Raw genomic sequence first — 14,020 nt, 5'->3', positions numbered from 1 at the left:
TGAATCGTACCGAGCCCGAAGCGCTCCCCGCGAAGGCCGCCGCCGAACCTGTGGAAAAGCCGCTACGGGCGCCTCGGCTGCGGGACGCCGTCGCCCGCGGACCGGCCGGCGGCGCCCCAGCCCAGCAGCAGCACGGCGATGTCGTCGAGGTGGCGCCCGCCGTCCAGGCCGCGGGTGACGGCGGTCAGGTGGTCGATCAGCGCCTGGTCCCGCGGGGACGGTGCCGCCTTGATCACCCGGATCAGGCCCTCCGTCCCGAGCCGCTCGGATCCGCTGCCCGCGTGGCCCTCGACCAGGCCGTCGGTGTGCAGCAGCAGCGCGCCCGCCGGCGGCAGCTCGACCCTGGTGGTGCTCCAGTCGTCGGCGTCGGGGAGCAGGCCGAGCGCTATCCCCGGCCGGGCGTCGACGGAGGCGGCGATCCCGTTCTCGATGAGCAGCGGGGCGTCGTGCCCCGCGAGGGTGATGTCGGCGCGGCAGACCTCCCGGTCGATGGAGAGCGTCGCCACGGTGGCGAACATCGAGGAGTAGGGGCGCTCGGCGATCAGGATCCGGTCCATCAGCGCGAGCAGCTCGCCGTTCCGGTGCCCGCCCAGGATCAGCGAGCGCCAGGCGATGCGCAGGCAGACCCCGATCGCCGCCTCGTCGGGCCCGTGGCCGCTGACGTCGCCGATGACGGCGTGGACGGTGCCGTCCGCGGTTTCCACCACGTCGAGGAAGTCCCCGCCCAGCAGTGCGCCCTCGCGTCCCGGCAGGTAGCAGGACGTCGTGCTGACGGGCGCGCCCGGGGAGAGCATCGGGACGGGCAGCAGGCCGCGCTCCAGGCGCTGGTTCTCCTGCGCGCGCTGCTGGTTGACGCGCAGCTCCGCGGCGGTGTGCTCGGCCTGCTTGCGGTGCACGGCGTAGCGGACCGCCCGGTCCAGGAGTTCGCCGGTGACGGCCCCTTTGACCAGGTAGTCCTGTGCGCCGGAGGCGACGGCCTCCGGCCCTGCCCGGTCCTCGGAGAGCCCGGTCAGGACGATGACGGCCGCCGAGGGGCTCGCGGCCTGGATCCGGCTCACCGCCCCCAGGCCCATGGCGTCGGGCAGGTGCAGGTCGAGCAGGATGCAGTCGGGGGCGCTGCGGGCCGCCTCCGCCATCCCGTCGGCGAGGCGCTGCACCCAGCGCATCTCGACGTCCAGGGTGGAGTCGGCGACGTACTCCTCGACCAGCAGGGCGTCGCCCGGATCGTCCTCGATCAGCAGAATGCGGAGTCTGCCGCCGGCCGGCACGGCTTCCGTACCGGATGGTGCCTGCGTCACTCCTGACTCTCCTCGGTCATGACAGCCGCCGGGACCGGAGCGGGTCCCGGCAGGGTGAAGGCGATGCGCGTGCCGGGGCCGTGGTCGGTGTCGACCGCGATGGCCCCGCCGTGGAATTCGACGATCTTCTTGCACAGCGCCAGGCCGATGCCGTTGCCCGAGTAGGTCTCGCGGGTGTGCAGCCGCTGGAAGATGACGAACACCTGCTCCGCGAAGTCCGCTTCGATGCCGATGCCGTTGTCGGTGACCGCGAAGTGCCACATCCCGTCCTCCTGGTAGGAGGCGGTGACCGCGACGCGTGCCGGCCGGTCAGGGCTGCGGAACTTGACCGCGTTGGACAGCAGGTTCTGCAGCAGCACCCCCAGCTGCGTACGGTCGCCGACGACCTCGGGCAGCGGGTCGTGGGTCAGCTCCGTGCCCGACTCCTCGATGGCGATGCTGAGGGCGTCGGTGGTGCGGGTGAACAGCTCCTCGAGGTCGACCGGTGACATCTCGGTGTGCAGCCGGCCCACCCGGGAGAAGGCCAGCAGGTCGTGGATGAGGGTCTGCATGCGGTTGGCGCCGTCGACGGCGTAGCCGATGTACTGCCCGGCGCGGTCGTCGAGCTGGTCGGCGTAACGGCGCTGGAGCAGCTGGCAGAAGCTCGCGACCTTGCGCAGCGGCTCCTGGAGGTCGTGCGAGGCCACGTAGGCGAACTGCTCCAGCTCCTCGTTCGACCTGCGCAGGTCCGTCGCCTGCTCGTCCAGCTGCTGCCGCGCGGTGTCGGTGAAGGCCAGCTCGTCGACCAGCCGGCCGCGCATCTGCTCGACGTCGGCGGCCAGCAGGCGCAGGTCGGCGGGTCCCGTGGGGGTGACCGGGTGCTCGAAGTCACCGTCGGCGACCAGGCGTACGTCCCGCGACAGGTCCCCCAGCGGACGGGTGACACCGCGGCGCAGCCCCGCGAACACCGCGGCGGTCAGGAGCAGGATCACCGCCGCGATCAGCAGGAATATCCGGTCGCGAAGCCCCCGGGCGCTGCGCAGCTCGCCGCGGGAGTGGTCGCGGTGCCGCTGCACGGTCTGTTCGAGGCTCGTCGTCGCTGCGCGCACGCTGTCGAAGGCGCGCTTGCCCTCGTCGGCGCGCTCGGAGGCCAGGGCGACCGGGGCGCCGGGCGGCGCCGCGGCCACGGGTACGGCGATGAGCCGCTGCCACGCCTCGGCCTGCCGGGTGACCGCGTCGAGCTGCGCGGTGGCCGCAGCGTTGCCCGCCAGCAGGGTGCGCAGCTGGCCGGTGTACGCGCGCTGGTCGTCGGCACCCGCGCGGTAGGGGTCGAGGAAGCCGGTCTGCCCGGTCAGTCCGTAGCCGCGGACGCCGGTCTCCTGGTCGGTCAGGGATTTCTCCAGCCGCACCGCCGCGACCAGCGCCGGTGTGTCCACCTCGATCACCGTGTCGGAGAGCGAGGCGGTGCGCTGGAGTGCCCAGCCGCCCGCCACCCCCAGCACGAGCAGGACCGTCAGCGACACCGCGACACCGGCCGTCAGCCACTGCCGCGTGGTCCACCGTCCCGCGCCACGGGGCGTCGCCCGCGGTCTGCCCGTGCCGATGTGGAGCGCCGTCTCATGTCCGTCGGTCGCCACTGTCACCCGTCTCTCCTCTTGCGCAACGCATGCCACGTCGCGGGAGGACCCGGCGACGACCTGCAGTGGTCGGCGGCGGCGCCATCGTACCTACAGGACAACTGGTGTTGTCAGGTGATCCGACGGCTGCCTATAGTCCACTGGTGCCCGGCAAGCCGCCTGATCTTCACTTCGGCCATGACGAGTTCGTCTCACGCGCCGAGCAGGCGGTGGCCGATCTCGCCGACAAGCTTGCCACTGAGGCACTGTACGGCCAGGAAAGCCCTGCTCAGGGCGGGGATGCCGCCGCGGCACTCACCAGGCTCCAGGTACTGTCCTACATCCTGCACGCGACCGAGACCCGGGCCGCCGAGGCCGCGTCGGCCGCGGCCCTGGGCGGCGCGGGCTACCCCGAACTCGGACGTGCCTGGGGCATCACCCGCCAGGGCGCCCGCCGCCGCTGGCCAGGTCTGGTCTTCGCCGCGGAACCGCAGCCCCACCAGATTTCCGACCGGATCACCAGGAGCACCGTTGTGAATGCCCTCGCCCGCCATCGCGCCTACCACGTGCTGCTCGTCGAGGACGATCCGGCCGATGCCCTGCTGATCGAGGAGGCGCTCACCGACGGTGGCGTCGCCCGCGACATCGCCCGGGCCGACGACGGCATCGAGGCGCTGGAATACCTGCGCGACCCCGAGCACCCGCGGCCGGACCTGATCGTGCTCGACCTGAACATGCCGCGGATGAACGGCCGCGAACTCCTGGCGGTGCTGAAGGACGACGCCGACCTGCGCACGATCCCGGTCGTGGTGCTCACCACCTCGGCCACCCCCGACGACGTGAGCGCGGCCTACCAGCGGCACGCCAACGCGTACGTCACCAAGCCCGTCAACCTCGACGACTTCCTCCAGTCGGTGCGCAGCATCGACCGGTTCTTCCTGGAGACGGCGACCATCCCCCTCCAGGAGGAGTGACCCGCGGCCGCCGCCGCGGGCATGTCCCGGTCACGCGCTCCGGTCACACGCTCCTGGTCACATGCGGGCATGTCCCGCCGATCTCCGGGCAGGCCGCCGGAGTGAAGGCAGCCGAGGGCCGTTGTGCCCGCGGAAGGGCGGCACGGCGGAAGGGGCGGCGCACATGACCACGGTTTCCGGGCCTACGGAGAAGCCCGCGGGCGGGCCGTCGGAGGGTCCGCCGCGGCTGCGCAGGGACATGGGCAGGGTCAGCCTGCTCTTCGCGGGCGTCGGCTCCATCATCGGCTCCGGCTGGCTGTTCGGCGCCCTGAACGCGGCGAAGGTGGCCGGTCCCGCGTCGATCTTCTCGTGGGCGATCGCCGCCGTGATGATCCTGCTGATCGGCCTGTGCTTCGCCGAGCTGGGCACGATGTTCCCGGTGTCCGGCGGTGTGGTGCGCTTCCCGCACCTGTCCTTCGGCTCCTTCGCCAGTTACACCATGGGGTGGATCACCTGGGTCGCGGCGGCCACCGTGGCGCCCATCGAGGTGGAGGGCGCGCTGCAGTACGCCACCCGGTGGGCGCACTTCACCGACCACCACGACTCGGGCGCGTACACGCTGACCGGCCTCGGCTACGCGGTCGCGGTCGTGGCCATGGCCTTCTTCGTGGCGCTGAACTACTTCGGCATCCGCTGGTTCGCCCGCGTCAACAACGTGCTGGTGTGGTGGAAGCTGGCGATCATCCTGCTGGTGATCGCGGCCTTCCTGCTCACCGCCTTCCACGGCCACAACTTCGGCGCCCGGCAGTACGGCGGCTTCGCGCCGGGCGGCGCCAAGGGCGTCTTCACCGCCATCTCGACGGCCGGCATCACCTTCTCCTTCCTGGGCTTCAGGCAGGCGGTGGAACTGGCGGGCGAGACGGACAACCCGCGGCGCAACGTGCCGTTCGCGATCATCGGCGCGGTGCTGCTCACCGCGGTGATCTACATCCTGCTCGAAGTCGCCTTCCTCGGCGCCGTCCCCGGGCACGACCTGGCGTCCTCGGGCGGCTGGCTGCACCTGAAGTTCACCGACGACTTCGGCCCGCTGGCGGCCATCGCCAGTGCCGTCGGGCTGGGCTGGCTCGCGTACCTGCTGTACGCCGACGCGGTCATCTCCCCCGCCGACACCGGCCTTGTCTACACGACGGTCACCGCCCGCATCTCCTACGCCATGGCGCGCAACGGGAACGCGCCCGAGGCCCTGTCCAGCACGACCCGGCGCGGGGCGCCGCTGGTCAGCCTGGTGGTGACCTTCGTGCTCGGCCTAGTGGTCTTCCTGCCCTTCCCCAGCTGGCAGCAGCTCGTCGGCTTCATCACGTCCGCGACGGTGCTGTCGTTCGGCTCCGGGCCCGTGGTGCTGGCCGCGATGCGCCGGCAGATCCCCGACCACGAGCGGCCGTTCAAGGTCCCCGGCGGCGACCTGATCCCCTTCCTGGGGCTGTACTCGGCGAATCTGATCGTCTACTGGGCGGGCTGGAACACCAACTGGAAGCTGTTCGCGACCATCGGCATCGGCTTCGTCCTGCTCGCGGTCCTCGAACTGACCGCCCGGGGCACGAGCCCGCAGCTCGACTGGCGGGCGGGCGCGACCTGGGTGCTGCCCTGGCTCGGCGGCCTGGCGCTGATCAGCTGGGCGGGCGACTACGACGGCGGCCGCGGCTGGATCGGCCTCGGCTGGGGCTTCGTGGCGAACCTGGCACTGGCCGCCCTCATCCACCTGCTGGCACTGCGCTCCCGACTGCCCGAGTCCCGCGTCCGCGACCACATCGCCCAGTCGGCGGCGGAGACGGAGGTCGGGGCGTGAGAGTCGATCCCGGTGGATCGCTGAGCCAGGGCCCCGGGTCGGCGCCTTCCACGGTCTGCCACCCGGAGGCCACCATGCCCGGTTGGAGCTGCTCGACGCCCTCTCCCCGGAGTGTCACCCAGGCGGTGACGCCGGTGTCGAGTGCCTGCTCCCGATGCCCGTAGACGATGACCTGCGTCAGCGCCAGGTCGATCGCCCGGGCCGAACCGCTGACCCGGTCGAAGCGGCTCCCTGCGGGGACCGGCCCCCGCATGCAGCGCACATGGACGGTGGCCTGTTCGAGGGAGGCGACGATGACCCGTTCCACCCGCAGATCCACGCTGCTACGACCGCTGTCCGAGCCGGGGATCAAGTGTGCCTGCATCACGCCTTCCTGGAACCGATCCGCGAGTCCCGAGCCGTGCTCCCGACGAGCGGGTCGACACGATCGGGAAAACAACAGGGCCGCCCTGGCGGACGGCCCCTGGAAGGTGGTGCGTTGGCGTGCTGACGTGGTGGGCGATACTGGGATCGAACCAGTGACCCCTTCGGTGTGAACGAAGTGCTCTCCCGCTGAGCTAATCGCCCGGGACTGCGGGAAAGCCTACAGGCGAAGGGACTCGGCGTTCAAACGGCATCGCCGGGGTCCGCGGTCGCGAGGCGGGCGAGCAGGCCGGTGCGGCCGGTGCGCATCATCAGGGCGTGGTTGGCGACGAAGAACGGGCGGCCGGGGACGGCCAGCAGGCGCATCAAGGGTTTGCGGACGACGACGTCCTGCTCGAACAGCAGCCGGGTGCCGGGGCCGTCGGGGGTCGCGGTCCAGCGGACCCAGCCCTCCAGGTCGCCGGTCATGGCGACTTCGAGGATCCGGCGCTCGGGGTCCTGGCGGGTGGAGCGTGCGGTGACCACCAGGTCGTAAGGCAGGACGGAGCGGAAGCGGAGCACTCCCGTGGTCTCGCCGGTCTGCCGGACCTCGCGGATCTGCGGCCACCACTGCGGGTAGGAGTCGGGGCGCTCCAGCACCCGGTAGACGGCGTCCGGCGCCGCGTCCAGGAGCCAGGTGCTGCGGAAGCGGTAGTGGCTCCAGTCCATACGCCCAGTGTGCGCGAACCGCCGGGCGGGCGGTGGGGAAATGCCGAGGGGCCCGGAGACCGTCTGAACGGTCTCCGGGCCCCTCGGTCCGGGTGGGCGATACTGGGATCGAACCAGTGACCCCTTCGGTGTGAACGAAGTGCTCTCCCGCTGAGCTAATCGCCCCGGCGTGCGCACTACTTTACCGCACCCCGGCAGGCGTCCCGACCAGGGCTGCGGTCGGCCCGGCTCAGCCCAGCTGCCACGGCAGGGTGAAGCCGTAGCTCAGCACGTACCAGATCGCGAGGCCGGCCAGCAGGGCCACGGCCACGGTGCCGATCAGCAGGTTGCGCCGCCGGACGCGGGGGTCGGCGGCGGCCCTGGCGGCCGCGGTGACCTTCCGGCGGGTCCAGCGCAGCACTTTCTGTGCCCAGACGAATTCGGTGCCCCAGATCGCCATGCCGCCGAAGATGATCAGCCAGCCGGGCCCGGGCAGCGGCAGCAGGATCACGCCGCCGCCGATCACGGCGAGGCCGGCCAGGAAGATTCCGGCCCGCCAGACGGCGTGCAGCGGGCGTGATCGCTGCACGAAGGCAGGGGCCCGCGAGCCGAGGCGTGAATCTTTGGCCACAGCTCCGTTGACTTCGTCACTCTCCGCGATCATATATGCCAACGTACCGGACTTCGGGGCGATCACTGAAATGGCTGTTCCGCCCTTCTCGTGACTAGCCCGTACGAAGTACGAGAAGCCTCACAAACTTCTCAGAGGTGTTTACAACGCGCCCGCAGGTGGCAAGTCGATCTCGCCGACGTGCGAATCCCCGAGCGCACACTGAGCGAAAGGCCCTGGCGCTTATGAACACCACGGTCAGCTGCGAGCTGCACCTGCGCCTCGTTGTGTCGAGCGAATCCTCACTGCCCGTACCCGCGGGCTTGCGGTACGACACGGCCGATCCGTATGCCGTGCACGCCACCTTCCACACCGGAGCCGAAGAGACGGTCGAATGGGTGTTCGCCCGCGACCTGCTCGCCGAGGGCCTGCACCGGCCCACCGGCACCGGAGACGTCAGAGTCTGGCCGTCCCGCAGCCACGGCCAGGGCGTCGTGTGCATCGCCCTCAGCTCCCCCGAGGGCGAAGCCCTGCTCGAAGCCCCGGCGCGGGCCCTGGAGTCCTTCCTCAAGCGGACGGACGCCGCCGTTCCGCCAGGCACCGAACATCGTCACTTCGACCTCGACACCGAGCTCTCCCACATCCTCGCGGAGAGCTGAGCCCGGCCACCGATCGTCCGCGGCCGTCCTACTCGGGGGGACAGTCCGGACACCCAAGGCAGCGCGGGGCAGTGCCCGGCCGCCTGACACCGCAGGAACGGGAGCCGCCGCCCGTGGGGCCCACAGCCCCACGGCGGCGGCTCCCGCGCGCTAGAGTCACCGGAACGCAGCCGCTCGACGACGCCGGCAGGGAGCGTTCCGTGCTGATCAACCATGACACCAGGTGCGCGCTCGACAGTGTGGTCGACCTGATCAACACCGCGCCCGCGATCGCGGGGCGCGAGGCACTGGCCGAGGTCGCCGACCTGCGCGCCTTCGTGGAGCGCAACAAGGTCAGCGAGATCGGCCGGCTCGACCGCAACGACATCACCGCGGTGCAGGCGGTGCGCACCCGCTTCGCCGAGGTCTTCGCCACCACGGACGACGCGACCGCGGCGACCATGCTCAACGCGATGATCGCCGAGGCGGGCACCACGCCCCGGCTCACCGACCACGACGGCTACGACTGGCACGTGCACTACTTCGCGCCGGGCGCGTCGCTGTCGGACCACCTCGCGGCGGACTGCGGGATGGCGCTGGCCTTCCTGATCGTGGCCGGCGAGCGCGAGCGGCTCCGGCGCTGCGACGCGCCGGACTGCCGGCACGCCTTCGTCGACCTGTCCCGCAACCGGTCCCGCCGCTACTGCGACAGCCGCACCTGCGGCAACCGGCTGCACGTGGCCGCCTACCGGGCCAGGCGCCGGGAGGCGGGCGAGGCGGGCGAGGCGGGCGCCGACGAGGCCGTCGCCGCCTCCTGACCCGCCCGGCGGGCGGCGGCGGTCAGAGGAACAGCAGGTCGTACGCCGCCCCCAGCCCCAGCAGGCCGCCGATCACCAGCAGGAAGAGCATCAGCGGCGGCTGGGACAGGGCGTACAGACAGCCCTGCGGCTCAGCCACCGGATCCGCGGGCAGGGCCTTCAGCGGCACCGCGGTGCCAGTGGCGCGTGGCGCCCCGGTGACCACGGCACGGGCGGCCGGCGCGGAGCGGGGGGCGGGGAGGACGTCGGAGGCGGTCGGTCCGGCACGGTCCGGCCGCTCAGCGGCGACGCGGTCGCCGGTGGTGGGCAGCACGGGATGATCTTCGCGCAGCGAGGGGGGTGCCCGTGGCCCAACACGCGGACTCGCCAGGGATCTTCCATGATGCGGGCATTGCGCGTCCGAGTGCTGGACAATGCCCCCGGCCCCCCGCCGCCTCGCCCACCGGTCGCCTCGCGACCGCCCTACGGCGACCGCGGTGTCCGTATCGCGGACACCGCGGTGGACGTCATCAGATGCCGCGGCGCTTGAGGATCTCCTCGACGTCGGCGAAGTCGGACAGGCCGCTGTCCGCGCCGCCCCTGCGCCGGCCGGCCGCCGGGCGGCCCGCCGGTATCGCCGGGGTGGACGCGCCGGGCACCGCCGCCGGGGCGCGGCCGCCGCCCTCCGGCAGCCGGGCCGAGATCAGCCGGGTGACGCCGTAGAGCAGCGCGGCCACGGCGAGCACGCCGAAGCCCATCCACACGGTGGGTTTGAGGACCAGGTCGGCGGCCCAGTGGCCGGTCGCGGTGCCCACCTTGCGGCCCAGCGTGACCAGGCCGGCCATCGCCAGCCCCACCGGCACCAGCGACACCGCGGCGATCCGGGTGGCCGCGAGGAAGCGCCGCCGGTAGGCGGTCAGCATCGCGATGGCCAGGCCGCCCGCGGACAGCGCGGCACATAGCGTCGTGGTCAGCATCCTGCGGCTCCCGTCGGTCGGTCCTCCCCATCGTGCCCGGGACCTCCGGCGGAAGGCCATGGTGGCAGCGCAGGTTCAGGGGGATCTCGGGGGTGCCTCCTCCCCGAGTGGGAGACTGGGCCCATGGATCTTCCTCCTCCCCCGGCCGGCCGCCGTGCCGTCCTCGACGTCTGGTGCGAACTGCAGTGTCCCGACTGCCGGACCGCCCTCGATGACCTCAAGGCGCTGCGCGAGCGGTACGGCGACGCGCTCGACATCCAGCTGCGGCACTTCCCGCTGCCCAAGCACGCGCACGCCTTCGCGGCGGCCCAGGCGTACGAGGAGGCCTACGCCCAGGGCCGCGGCTGGGAATATGCCGAGGCCGTCCTCGCCCGCGCCGAGGACCTCGACGCCGCCGGTGAGCCGCTGCTCGTCGACATCGCCCGCGAACTCGGCCTCGACGCGGAGGAGTTCGACACCGCCCTTATCGACGGGCGGCACCTGCTCGTCGTCGACGCGGACCTCGCCGAGGGCAAGGCGATCGGCGTGACCGGCACGCCCACGTACGTCATCGCCGGCGAGCGCCTGGACGGCGGCCAGTCCCAGTCCGGCCTGCGCGCCCGCATCGAGTCCCTGGCGGACCAGATCCTCGCCTAGCGCGCCCGAAGGGGACATCGCGCACGGCCGTGACGGCGCCGCAGGCACAACTCAAGCCGCCGCCAAGGCCACTCGCGGCACGAGGCCGCTGCTAGGGCCTGTCCGGCGGATCTTGGCGGGCCTGCGACGCCCGGCACCGCACCTCTCCCCCTGCCTTCGGCGGGAGGTGCCCCCAGCGTTGTCGAATCATCCTTGTACGACCCGGTACGAAAACGATTCTCCGCCTTGCGATGTACGGCACCGGACGCCGCAGGCTGATCCGGCAAGATCCGCCGGACAGGCCCTAGCCGAGCGGCTTCCAGAGCTGGCGCAGCGTCGTGCGGTAGCCGAGGGAGGTGTAGAGGCGGATCGCCACCTCGTTGGCGGTGAAGACGTTGAGTGCCAGCGCGGTGGTGCCCGCCGCGCGGCAGGCGGACTCGGCGGCCAGCATCAGCGTGCGGCCGTGCCCGCGGCCGCGGTGGGACGCGGTGACCTCGACGGCCTGGACCCAGCCGGGGCCCGGCGCGGTGTGTAGCCACAGGCGGCCGACGGTGGTGCCGTCGTGGTCGAGGGCGAGCAGGGCGCTGCCGGGGGCGGGGGTGCCGCCGGGGAAGGCCAGCGCGTAGGAGGCCGCCGCGTGGGCCTCGGCCTGCTCGGCGGGGACCCCGGCGGCGGTGAGCGCGGCGACGAAGCCGGCCCGCTGGCGCGCCAGCCAGTCCGCGCTGTCCTGGAGGGTCAGTTCGCGCAGCACGCTGCCGGGCGGCAGGTCGTGGGACGCGGCGGCCGGCGGGGCCGAGGGGGCGGTGTCCGCCGGGAGGTCCTTGTGGAGGGTGCGGTTGGTCTCGGTGTAGCCGAGCGCGGCTGCCAGCCGCAGCGCGTACGGGGCCCCGTCGGGCACCGACACCAGCACCCGGGTGCAGCCCCACTGCCGTAGTACCTCCTCCGCGGCGAGGGCCGCGACGGCGCCCCGGCCGCGACGCCGGTCGGGCTCGTCGATGGCCAGCGCGTCGATCCGCCCGGGGCCGCCCCGCGGGTCCGCGCCGATCCGCACGCTGCCGACCGGCCGGCCGTTGACGCAGACCGTGAACTGCCGCGACCGCGCCCCGTCCTGCTCGCGCCGTTCGGGTCCCGCGGGTCTCAGGGTCGTCGTCATGCGTCGCGCTCCCGGTTCGCCACCCGCGGTGCCCCCGGCGGGGTGCGGTCGAGTGTACGGTCCCGCGGCCGCCCGCCAGGGCCGGTCCGGGCGGTCGCGGGTCTGCGGCCCGGCGGGGTGGCACACCGCCCGGAGCGGGCCTACGGGTTCGGGTGGTCGGCGGAGCGCTCCGCGAAGACCTCCATGGCCTTGGCGGTCACCGGGCCCGGGGCGCGGGGCAGTTCGCGGGCGTCGACACGGTTGACGGCCTGCACGTCCCGCAGCGAGGAGGTGAGAAAGACCTCCTCGGCCTCGGCCAGCGCCTCGTAGGGCAGGTCCTCCTCCTGCGCGCCGGCCCATTCGACGACCAGTTCGCGGGTGATGCCGGCGAGGCAGCCGGAGGACAGCGGCGGGGTGAGCAGCCGGCCGTCGAGGACGACGAAGACGTTGGAGCCGGTGCCCTCGCACAGCCGGCCCGTGGTGTTGGCGAAGACCGCCTCGCTGGCGCCCTGTTCGCGGGCGCGGGCGAGCGCGACGACGTTCTCGCCGTAGGAGGTGGTCTTCAGGCCGGTGAGAGCGCCGCGCTCGTTGCGGGTCCAGGGCACCGTGACGATCGCGCTGGGCCCGGGGTGCGGGACGGCCGTGCCGATCGCGACCACCAGGGTGGCGGCGGCCTCGCCGCGGTCGGAGCCGAGCGGGGAGATGCCGCCGGTGTAGGTGATCCTGAGCCGGCCGTGCGGCATCGGGTTGGCGGCGAGCACCGCCTCGCAGGCGCGGGCGACCTCGTCCTGGTCGGGCTCGGGCAGGCCGAGGCCGCGCGCCGAGCGGGCCAGCCGCCTGAGGTGCCGGGTCAGGGCGAAGGCCTGCCCCTGCGTCGTCTTGAGCGTCTCGAAGACGCCGTCGCCGACGGTCAGCCCGTGGTCGAGCACCGACACCGTGGCGTCCGCGGCGTCCCGCAGCCCGCCGTCCACCCAGATCCTCGTCACCGCAGTGTCCTTCCGCTCGCCTCGTGTACGTCCGACGCTACCGCCAGCAGCCGCTCGGCCTTCAGTTCCGTCTCCGCCCATTCACCCGCCGGGTCGGAACCCCAGGTGATGCCGGCGCCGGTGCCGAACCGCAGTTCGGGGCACCCCGCGGTGCCCCGGTCGATCCAGAAGGTGCGGATGCCCACCGCGAGCGCGGCGGTTCCGCGGTCGGCGTCGACCCACCCGATCGCGCCGCAGTAGGGGCCGCGCGGGGCGGTCTCCAGCTCGCCGATGATGCGCAGGGCGCTGGATTTCGGTGCGCCGGTGACCGATCCGGGCGGGAAGGCGGCCGCCAGCAGATCGGGCCAGCCCGCGTCGGGGCGCAACTCGCCGCGGACGGTGGAGACCAGGTGGACCAGGCCGGGGTGCGGTTCGACCGCGCACAGCGCGGGCACGGTGACCGAGCCGGTGGCGCACACCCGGCCGAGGTCGTTGCGCACCAGGTCGACGATCATCACGTTCTCCGCCTCGTCCTTGGGCAGGAAGCCGTCGGCGGTCCGCGCGGTGCCCTTGATCGGGCGGGACTCGACGGTGCGGCCGTGCCGGCTCAGGAACAGTTCGGGCGAGGCGGTGGCGATCTCGACGCCGTGCGCGGGCAGCCGGATCGTCCCCGCGTAGGGCGCGGGATTGCCGAGCGCGAGGGCCGCGCCGAGCGCGTCGATGTCGGCGCCCGCCCCGTCGCCCGGCAGCGGCGCGGCCAGGACCCGGCAGAGGTTGACCTGGTAGACCTCGCCGGCGGCGATGTGCCGCCTGATCGTACGGACGCCGTCCTCGTACGCCCGCCGGTCCATGGAGCCGGTCCAGGCGGCCGGTTCAGGGCCGCGCCACCCGGCCGCCCTGGCGGCGGTGTCCAGCGCGCTTCCGGCGGCGGCCCGGGGCGTACGGCGTACGTCGCCGAAGCGGGCGCAGACCGTGCGGCCGTCGAAGTCCACCGCGACCGCCCAGAAGCCCGCGGAGTCGAGCGCACCGGCGTCCGCGGTGACATCCCGCAGGTCGGAGGCGACGAGACCGCCGAAACGGGCCATGGGGGCGAGATCGTGCACGATGCTTCCCTCGGGGACTGGAGCGGGCCGCAGCCGAGTCTAGGCCGGGCAGGTCACAAGGGGTGAGGCGGCGCCCGGCGCGTCAACTGCTCGCCATTGGCCCGGCACGCTGCGGAAACCGGTTTTTGAGCTGGCCCCGCGATCCGCTAGAGTTCAACTCGTCGCCCCGCTTGTTACCAGGGCGGCCTGCGGACGTGGCTCAGTTGGTAGAGCATCACCTTGCCAAGGTGAGGGTCGCGAGTTCGAATCTCGTCGTCCGCTCGATGTGGGGATCCCCCCAGGGGACCCCTGCTGTGTTGGTGGAGTGGCCGAGAGGCGAGGCAACGGCCTGCAAAGCCGTCTACACGGGTTCAAATCCCGTCTCCACCTCCAAGGACGATTAGCTCAGCGGGAGAGCGCTTCCCTGACACGGAAGAGGTCACTGGTTCAATCCCAGTATCG

The 14,020-nt window shown here is 72.7% G+C and carries 14 protein-coding genes and 4 tRNA genes; 7 read left to right on the top strand and 11 right to left on the bottom strand.

Annotated elements, in window-relative coordinates:
- Window positions 1-62: 62 nt before the first annotated feature.
- The gene (locus BUE44_RS18650) at window positions 63-1,298 is read right to left on the bottom strand and encodes a PP2C family protein-serine/threonine phosphatase (protein ID WP_073499833.1); all 1,236 of its coding nucleotides are present in this window, start codon (window positions 1,296-1,298) and stop codon (window positions 63-65) included.
- Window positions 1,295-2,914: a sensor histidine kinase gene (locus BUE44_RS18645; RefSeq protein ID WP_407640034.1), complete on the bottom strand. Its 1,620-nt coding sequence runs from the start codon at window positions 2,912-2,914 to the stop codon at window positions 1,295-1,297. Before BUE44_RS18645 ends, BUE44_RS18650 begins: the two co-directional genes overlap by 4 nt.
- 143 nt (window positions 2,915-3,057) lie before the next feature.
- Between BUE44_RS18645 and BUE44_RS18640 the strand changes: the two genes are divergently transcribed.
- Window positions 3,058-3,867 carry a response regulator gene (locus tag BUE44_RS18640; RefSeq protein WP_235002237.1) on the top strand — a complete coding sequence of 270 codons (810 nt, stop codon included), beginning with the start codon at window positions 3,058-3,060 and terminating at the stop codon, window positions 3,865-3,867.
- Between the two features lie 163 nt (window positions 3,868-4,030).
- Window positions 4,031-5,692, top strand: a complete 1,662-nt coding sequence (locus BUE44_RS18635; protein ID WP_073499830.1) for an APC family permease — start codon at window positions 4,031-4,033, stop codon at window positions 5,690-5,692.
- Window positions 5,693-6,184: 492 nt separating this feature from the next.
- Here BUE44_RS18635 and BUE44_RS18630 read toward each other — a convergent pair.
- The 4 genes from BUE44_RS18630 to BUE44_RS18615 form a co-directional block, all read right to left on the bottom strand.
- Window positions 6,185-6,259: transfer RNA gene (locus tag BUE44_RS18630), tRNA-Val, on the bottom strand.
- A 39-nt stretch (window positions 6,260-6,298) separates the two neighbouring features.
- Window positions 6,299-6,763, bottom strand: coding sequence for an SRPBCC family protein (locus tag BUE44_RS18625; RefSeq protein ID WP_073499828.1), 465 nt, complete (start codon window positions 6,761-6,763; stop codon window positions 6,299-6,301).
- A gap of 93 nt (window positions 6,764-6,856) precedes the next feature.
- Window positions 6,857-6,928: transfer RNA gene (locus BUE44_RS18620), tRNA-Val, on the bottom strand.
- Between the two features lie 64 nt (window positions 6,929-6,992).
- Window positions 6,993-7,406 carry a TIGR02611 family protein gene (locus BUE44_RS18615; protein WP_073499825.1) on the bottom strand — a complete coding sequence of 138 codons (414 nt, stop codon included), beginning with the start codon at window positions 7,404-7,406 and terminating at the stop codon, window positions 6,993-6,995.
- Window positions 7,407-7,597: 191 nt separating this feature from the next.
- On the opposite strand from BUE44_RS18615, the gene BUE44_RS18610 reads away from it, so the two are divergent.
- Together BUE44_RS18610 and BUE44_RS18605 are read left to right on the top strand one after the other, a co-directional pair.
- On the top strand, window positions 7,598-8,011 hold the full coding sequence (locus BUE44_RS18610; RefSeq protein ID WP_003959770.1) for an SsgA family sporulation/cell division regulator: 414 nt from the start codon (window positions 7,598-7,600) through the stop codon (window positions 8,009-8,011).
- A 200-nt stretch (window positions 8,012-8,211) separates the two neighbouring features.
- Window positions 8,212-8,808 carry a CGNR zinc finger domain-containing protein gene (locus BUE44_RS18605; protein WP_073499823.1) on the top strand — a complete coding sequence of 199 codons (597 nt, stop codon included), beginning with the start codon at window positions 8,212-8,214 and terminating at the stop codon, window positions 8,806-8,808.
- A gap of 22 nt (window positions 8,809-8,830) precedes the next feature.
- Here the strand turns inward: BUE44_RS18605 and BUE44_RS18600 are convergent, their stop codons facing one another.
- Together BUE44_RS18600 and BUE44_RS18595 are read right to left on the bottom strand one after the other, a co-directional pair.
- A complete protein-coding gene (locus tag BUE44_RS18600) occupies window positions 8,831-9,121 on the bottom strand; it encodes a hypothetical protein (protein ID WP_073499821.1) in 291 nt (96 codons plus the stop codon).
- A gap of 196 nt (window positions 9,122-9,317) precedes the next feature.
- On the bottom strand, window positions 9,318-9,764 hold the full coding sequence (locus tag BUE44_RS18595; RefSeq protein WP_073499819.1) for a hypothetical protein: 447 nt from the start codon (window positions 9,762-9,764) through the stop codon (window positions 9,318-9,320).
- A gap of 123 nt (window positions 9,765-9,887) precedes the next feature.
- On the opposite strand from BUE44_RS18595, the gene BUE44_RS18590 reads away from it, so the two are divergent.
- The gene (locus BUE44_RS18590) at window positions 9,888-10,400 is read left to right on the top strand and encodes a DsbA family protein (protein ID WP_073499816.1); all 513 of its coding nucleotides are present in this window, start codon (window positions 9,888-9,890) and stop codon (window positions 10,398-10,400) included.
- 283 nt (window positions 10,401-10,683) lie between these two features.
- On the opposite strand, the gene BUE44_RS18585 is transcribed toward BUE44_RS18590, so the two are convergent.
- The 3 genes from BUE44_RS18585 to BUE44_RS18575 all read right to left on the bottom strand — a co-directional run bounded on the left by BUE44_RS18585 (window position 10,684) and on the right by BUE44_RS18575 (window position 13,579).
- Window positions 10,684-11,532: a GNAT family N-acetyltransferase gene (locus tag BUE44_RS18585; protein ID WP_073499814.1), complete on the bottom strand. Its 849-nt coding sequence runs from the start codon at window positions 11,530-11,532 to the stop codon at window positions 10,684-10,686.
- Window positions 11,533-11,672: 140 nt separating this feature from the next.
- Entirely contained in the window at window positions 11,673-12,497 is an 825-nt protein-coding gene (locus tag BUE44_RS18580) for an aminotransferase class IV (RefSeq protein ID WP_073499812.1), read from the bottom strand.
- Window positions 12,494-13,579 (bottom strand): chorismate-binding protein, encoded by a 1,086-nt coding sequence (locus tag BUE44_RS18575; RefSeq protein ID WP_073499810.1) that lies wholly within the window; start codon window positions 13,577-13,579, stop codon window positions 12,494-12,496. The genes BUE44_RS18580 and BUE44_RS18575 overlap by 4 nt, the downstream gene beginning before the upstream one ends.
- 188 nt (window positions 13,580-13,767) lie before the next feature.
- Here BUE44_RS18575 and BUE44_RS18570 point away from each other — a divergent pair.
- Together BUE44_RS18570 and BUE44_RS18565 are read left to right on the top strand one after the other, a co-directional pair.
- A tRNA-Gly gene (locus BUE44_RS18570) sits at window positions 13,768-13,840 on the top strand.
- Between the two features lie 37 nt (window positions 13,841-13,877).
- Window positions 13,878-13,951: transfer RNA gene (locus tag BUE44_RS18565), tRNA-Cys, on the top strand.
- The last annotated feature ends 69 nt before the right edge of the window (window positions 13,952-14,020 follow it).

The sequence above is a fragment of the Actinacidiphila paucisporea genome (assembly GCF_900142575.1).
GTDB lineage: Bacteria > Actinomycetota > Actinomycetes > Streptomycetales > Streptomycetaceae > Actinacidiphila > Actinacidiphila paucisporea.
The sequence above is the reverse complement of the archived record's forward strand: the minus strand, read 5'-3'. Positions and strand labels throughout refer to the sequence as shown.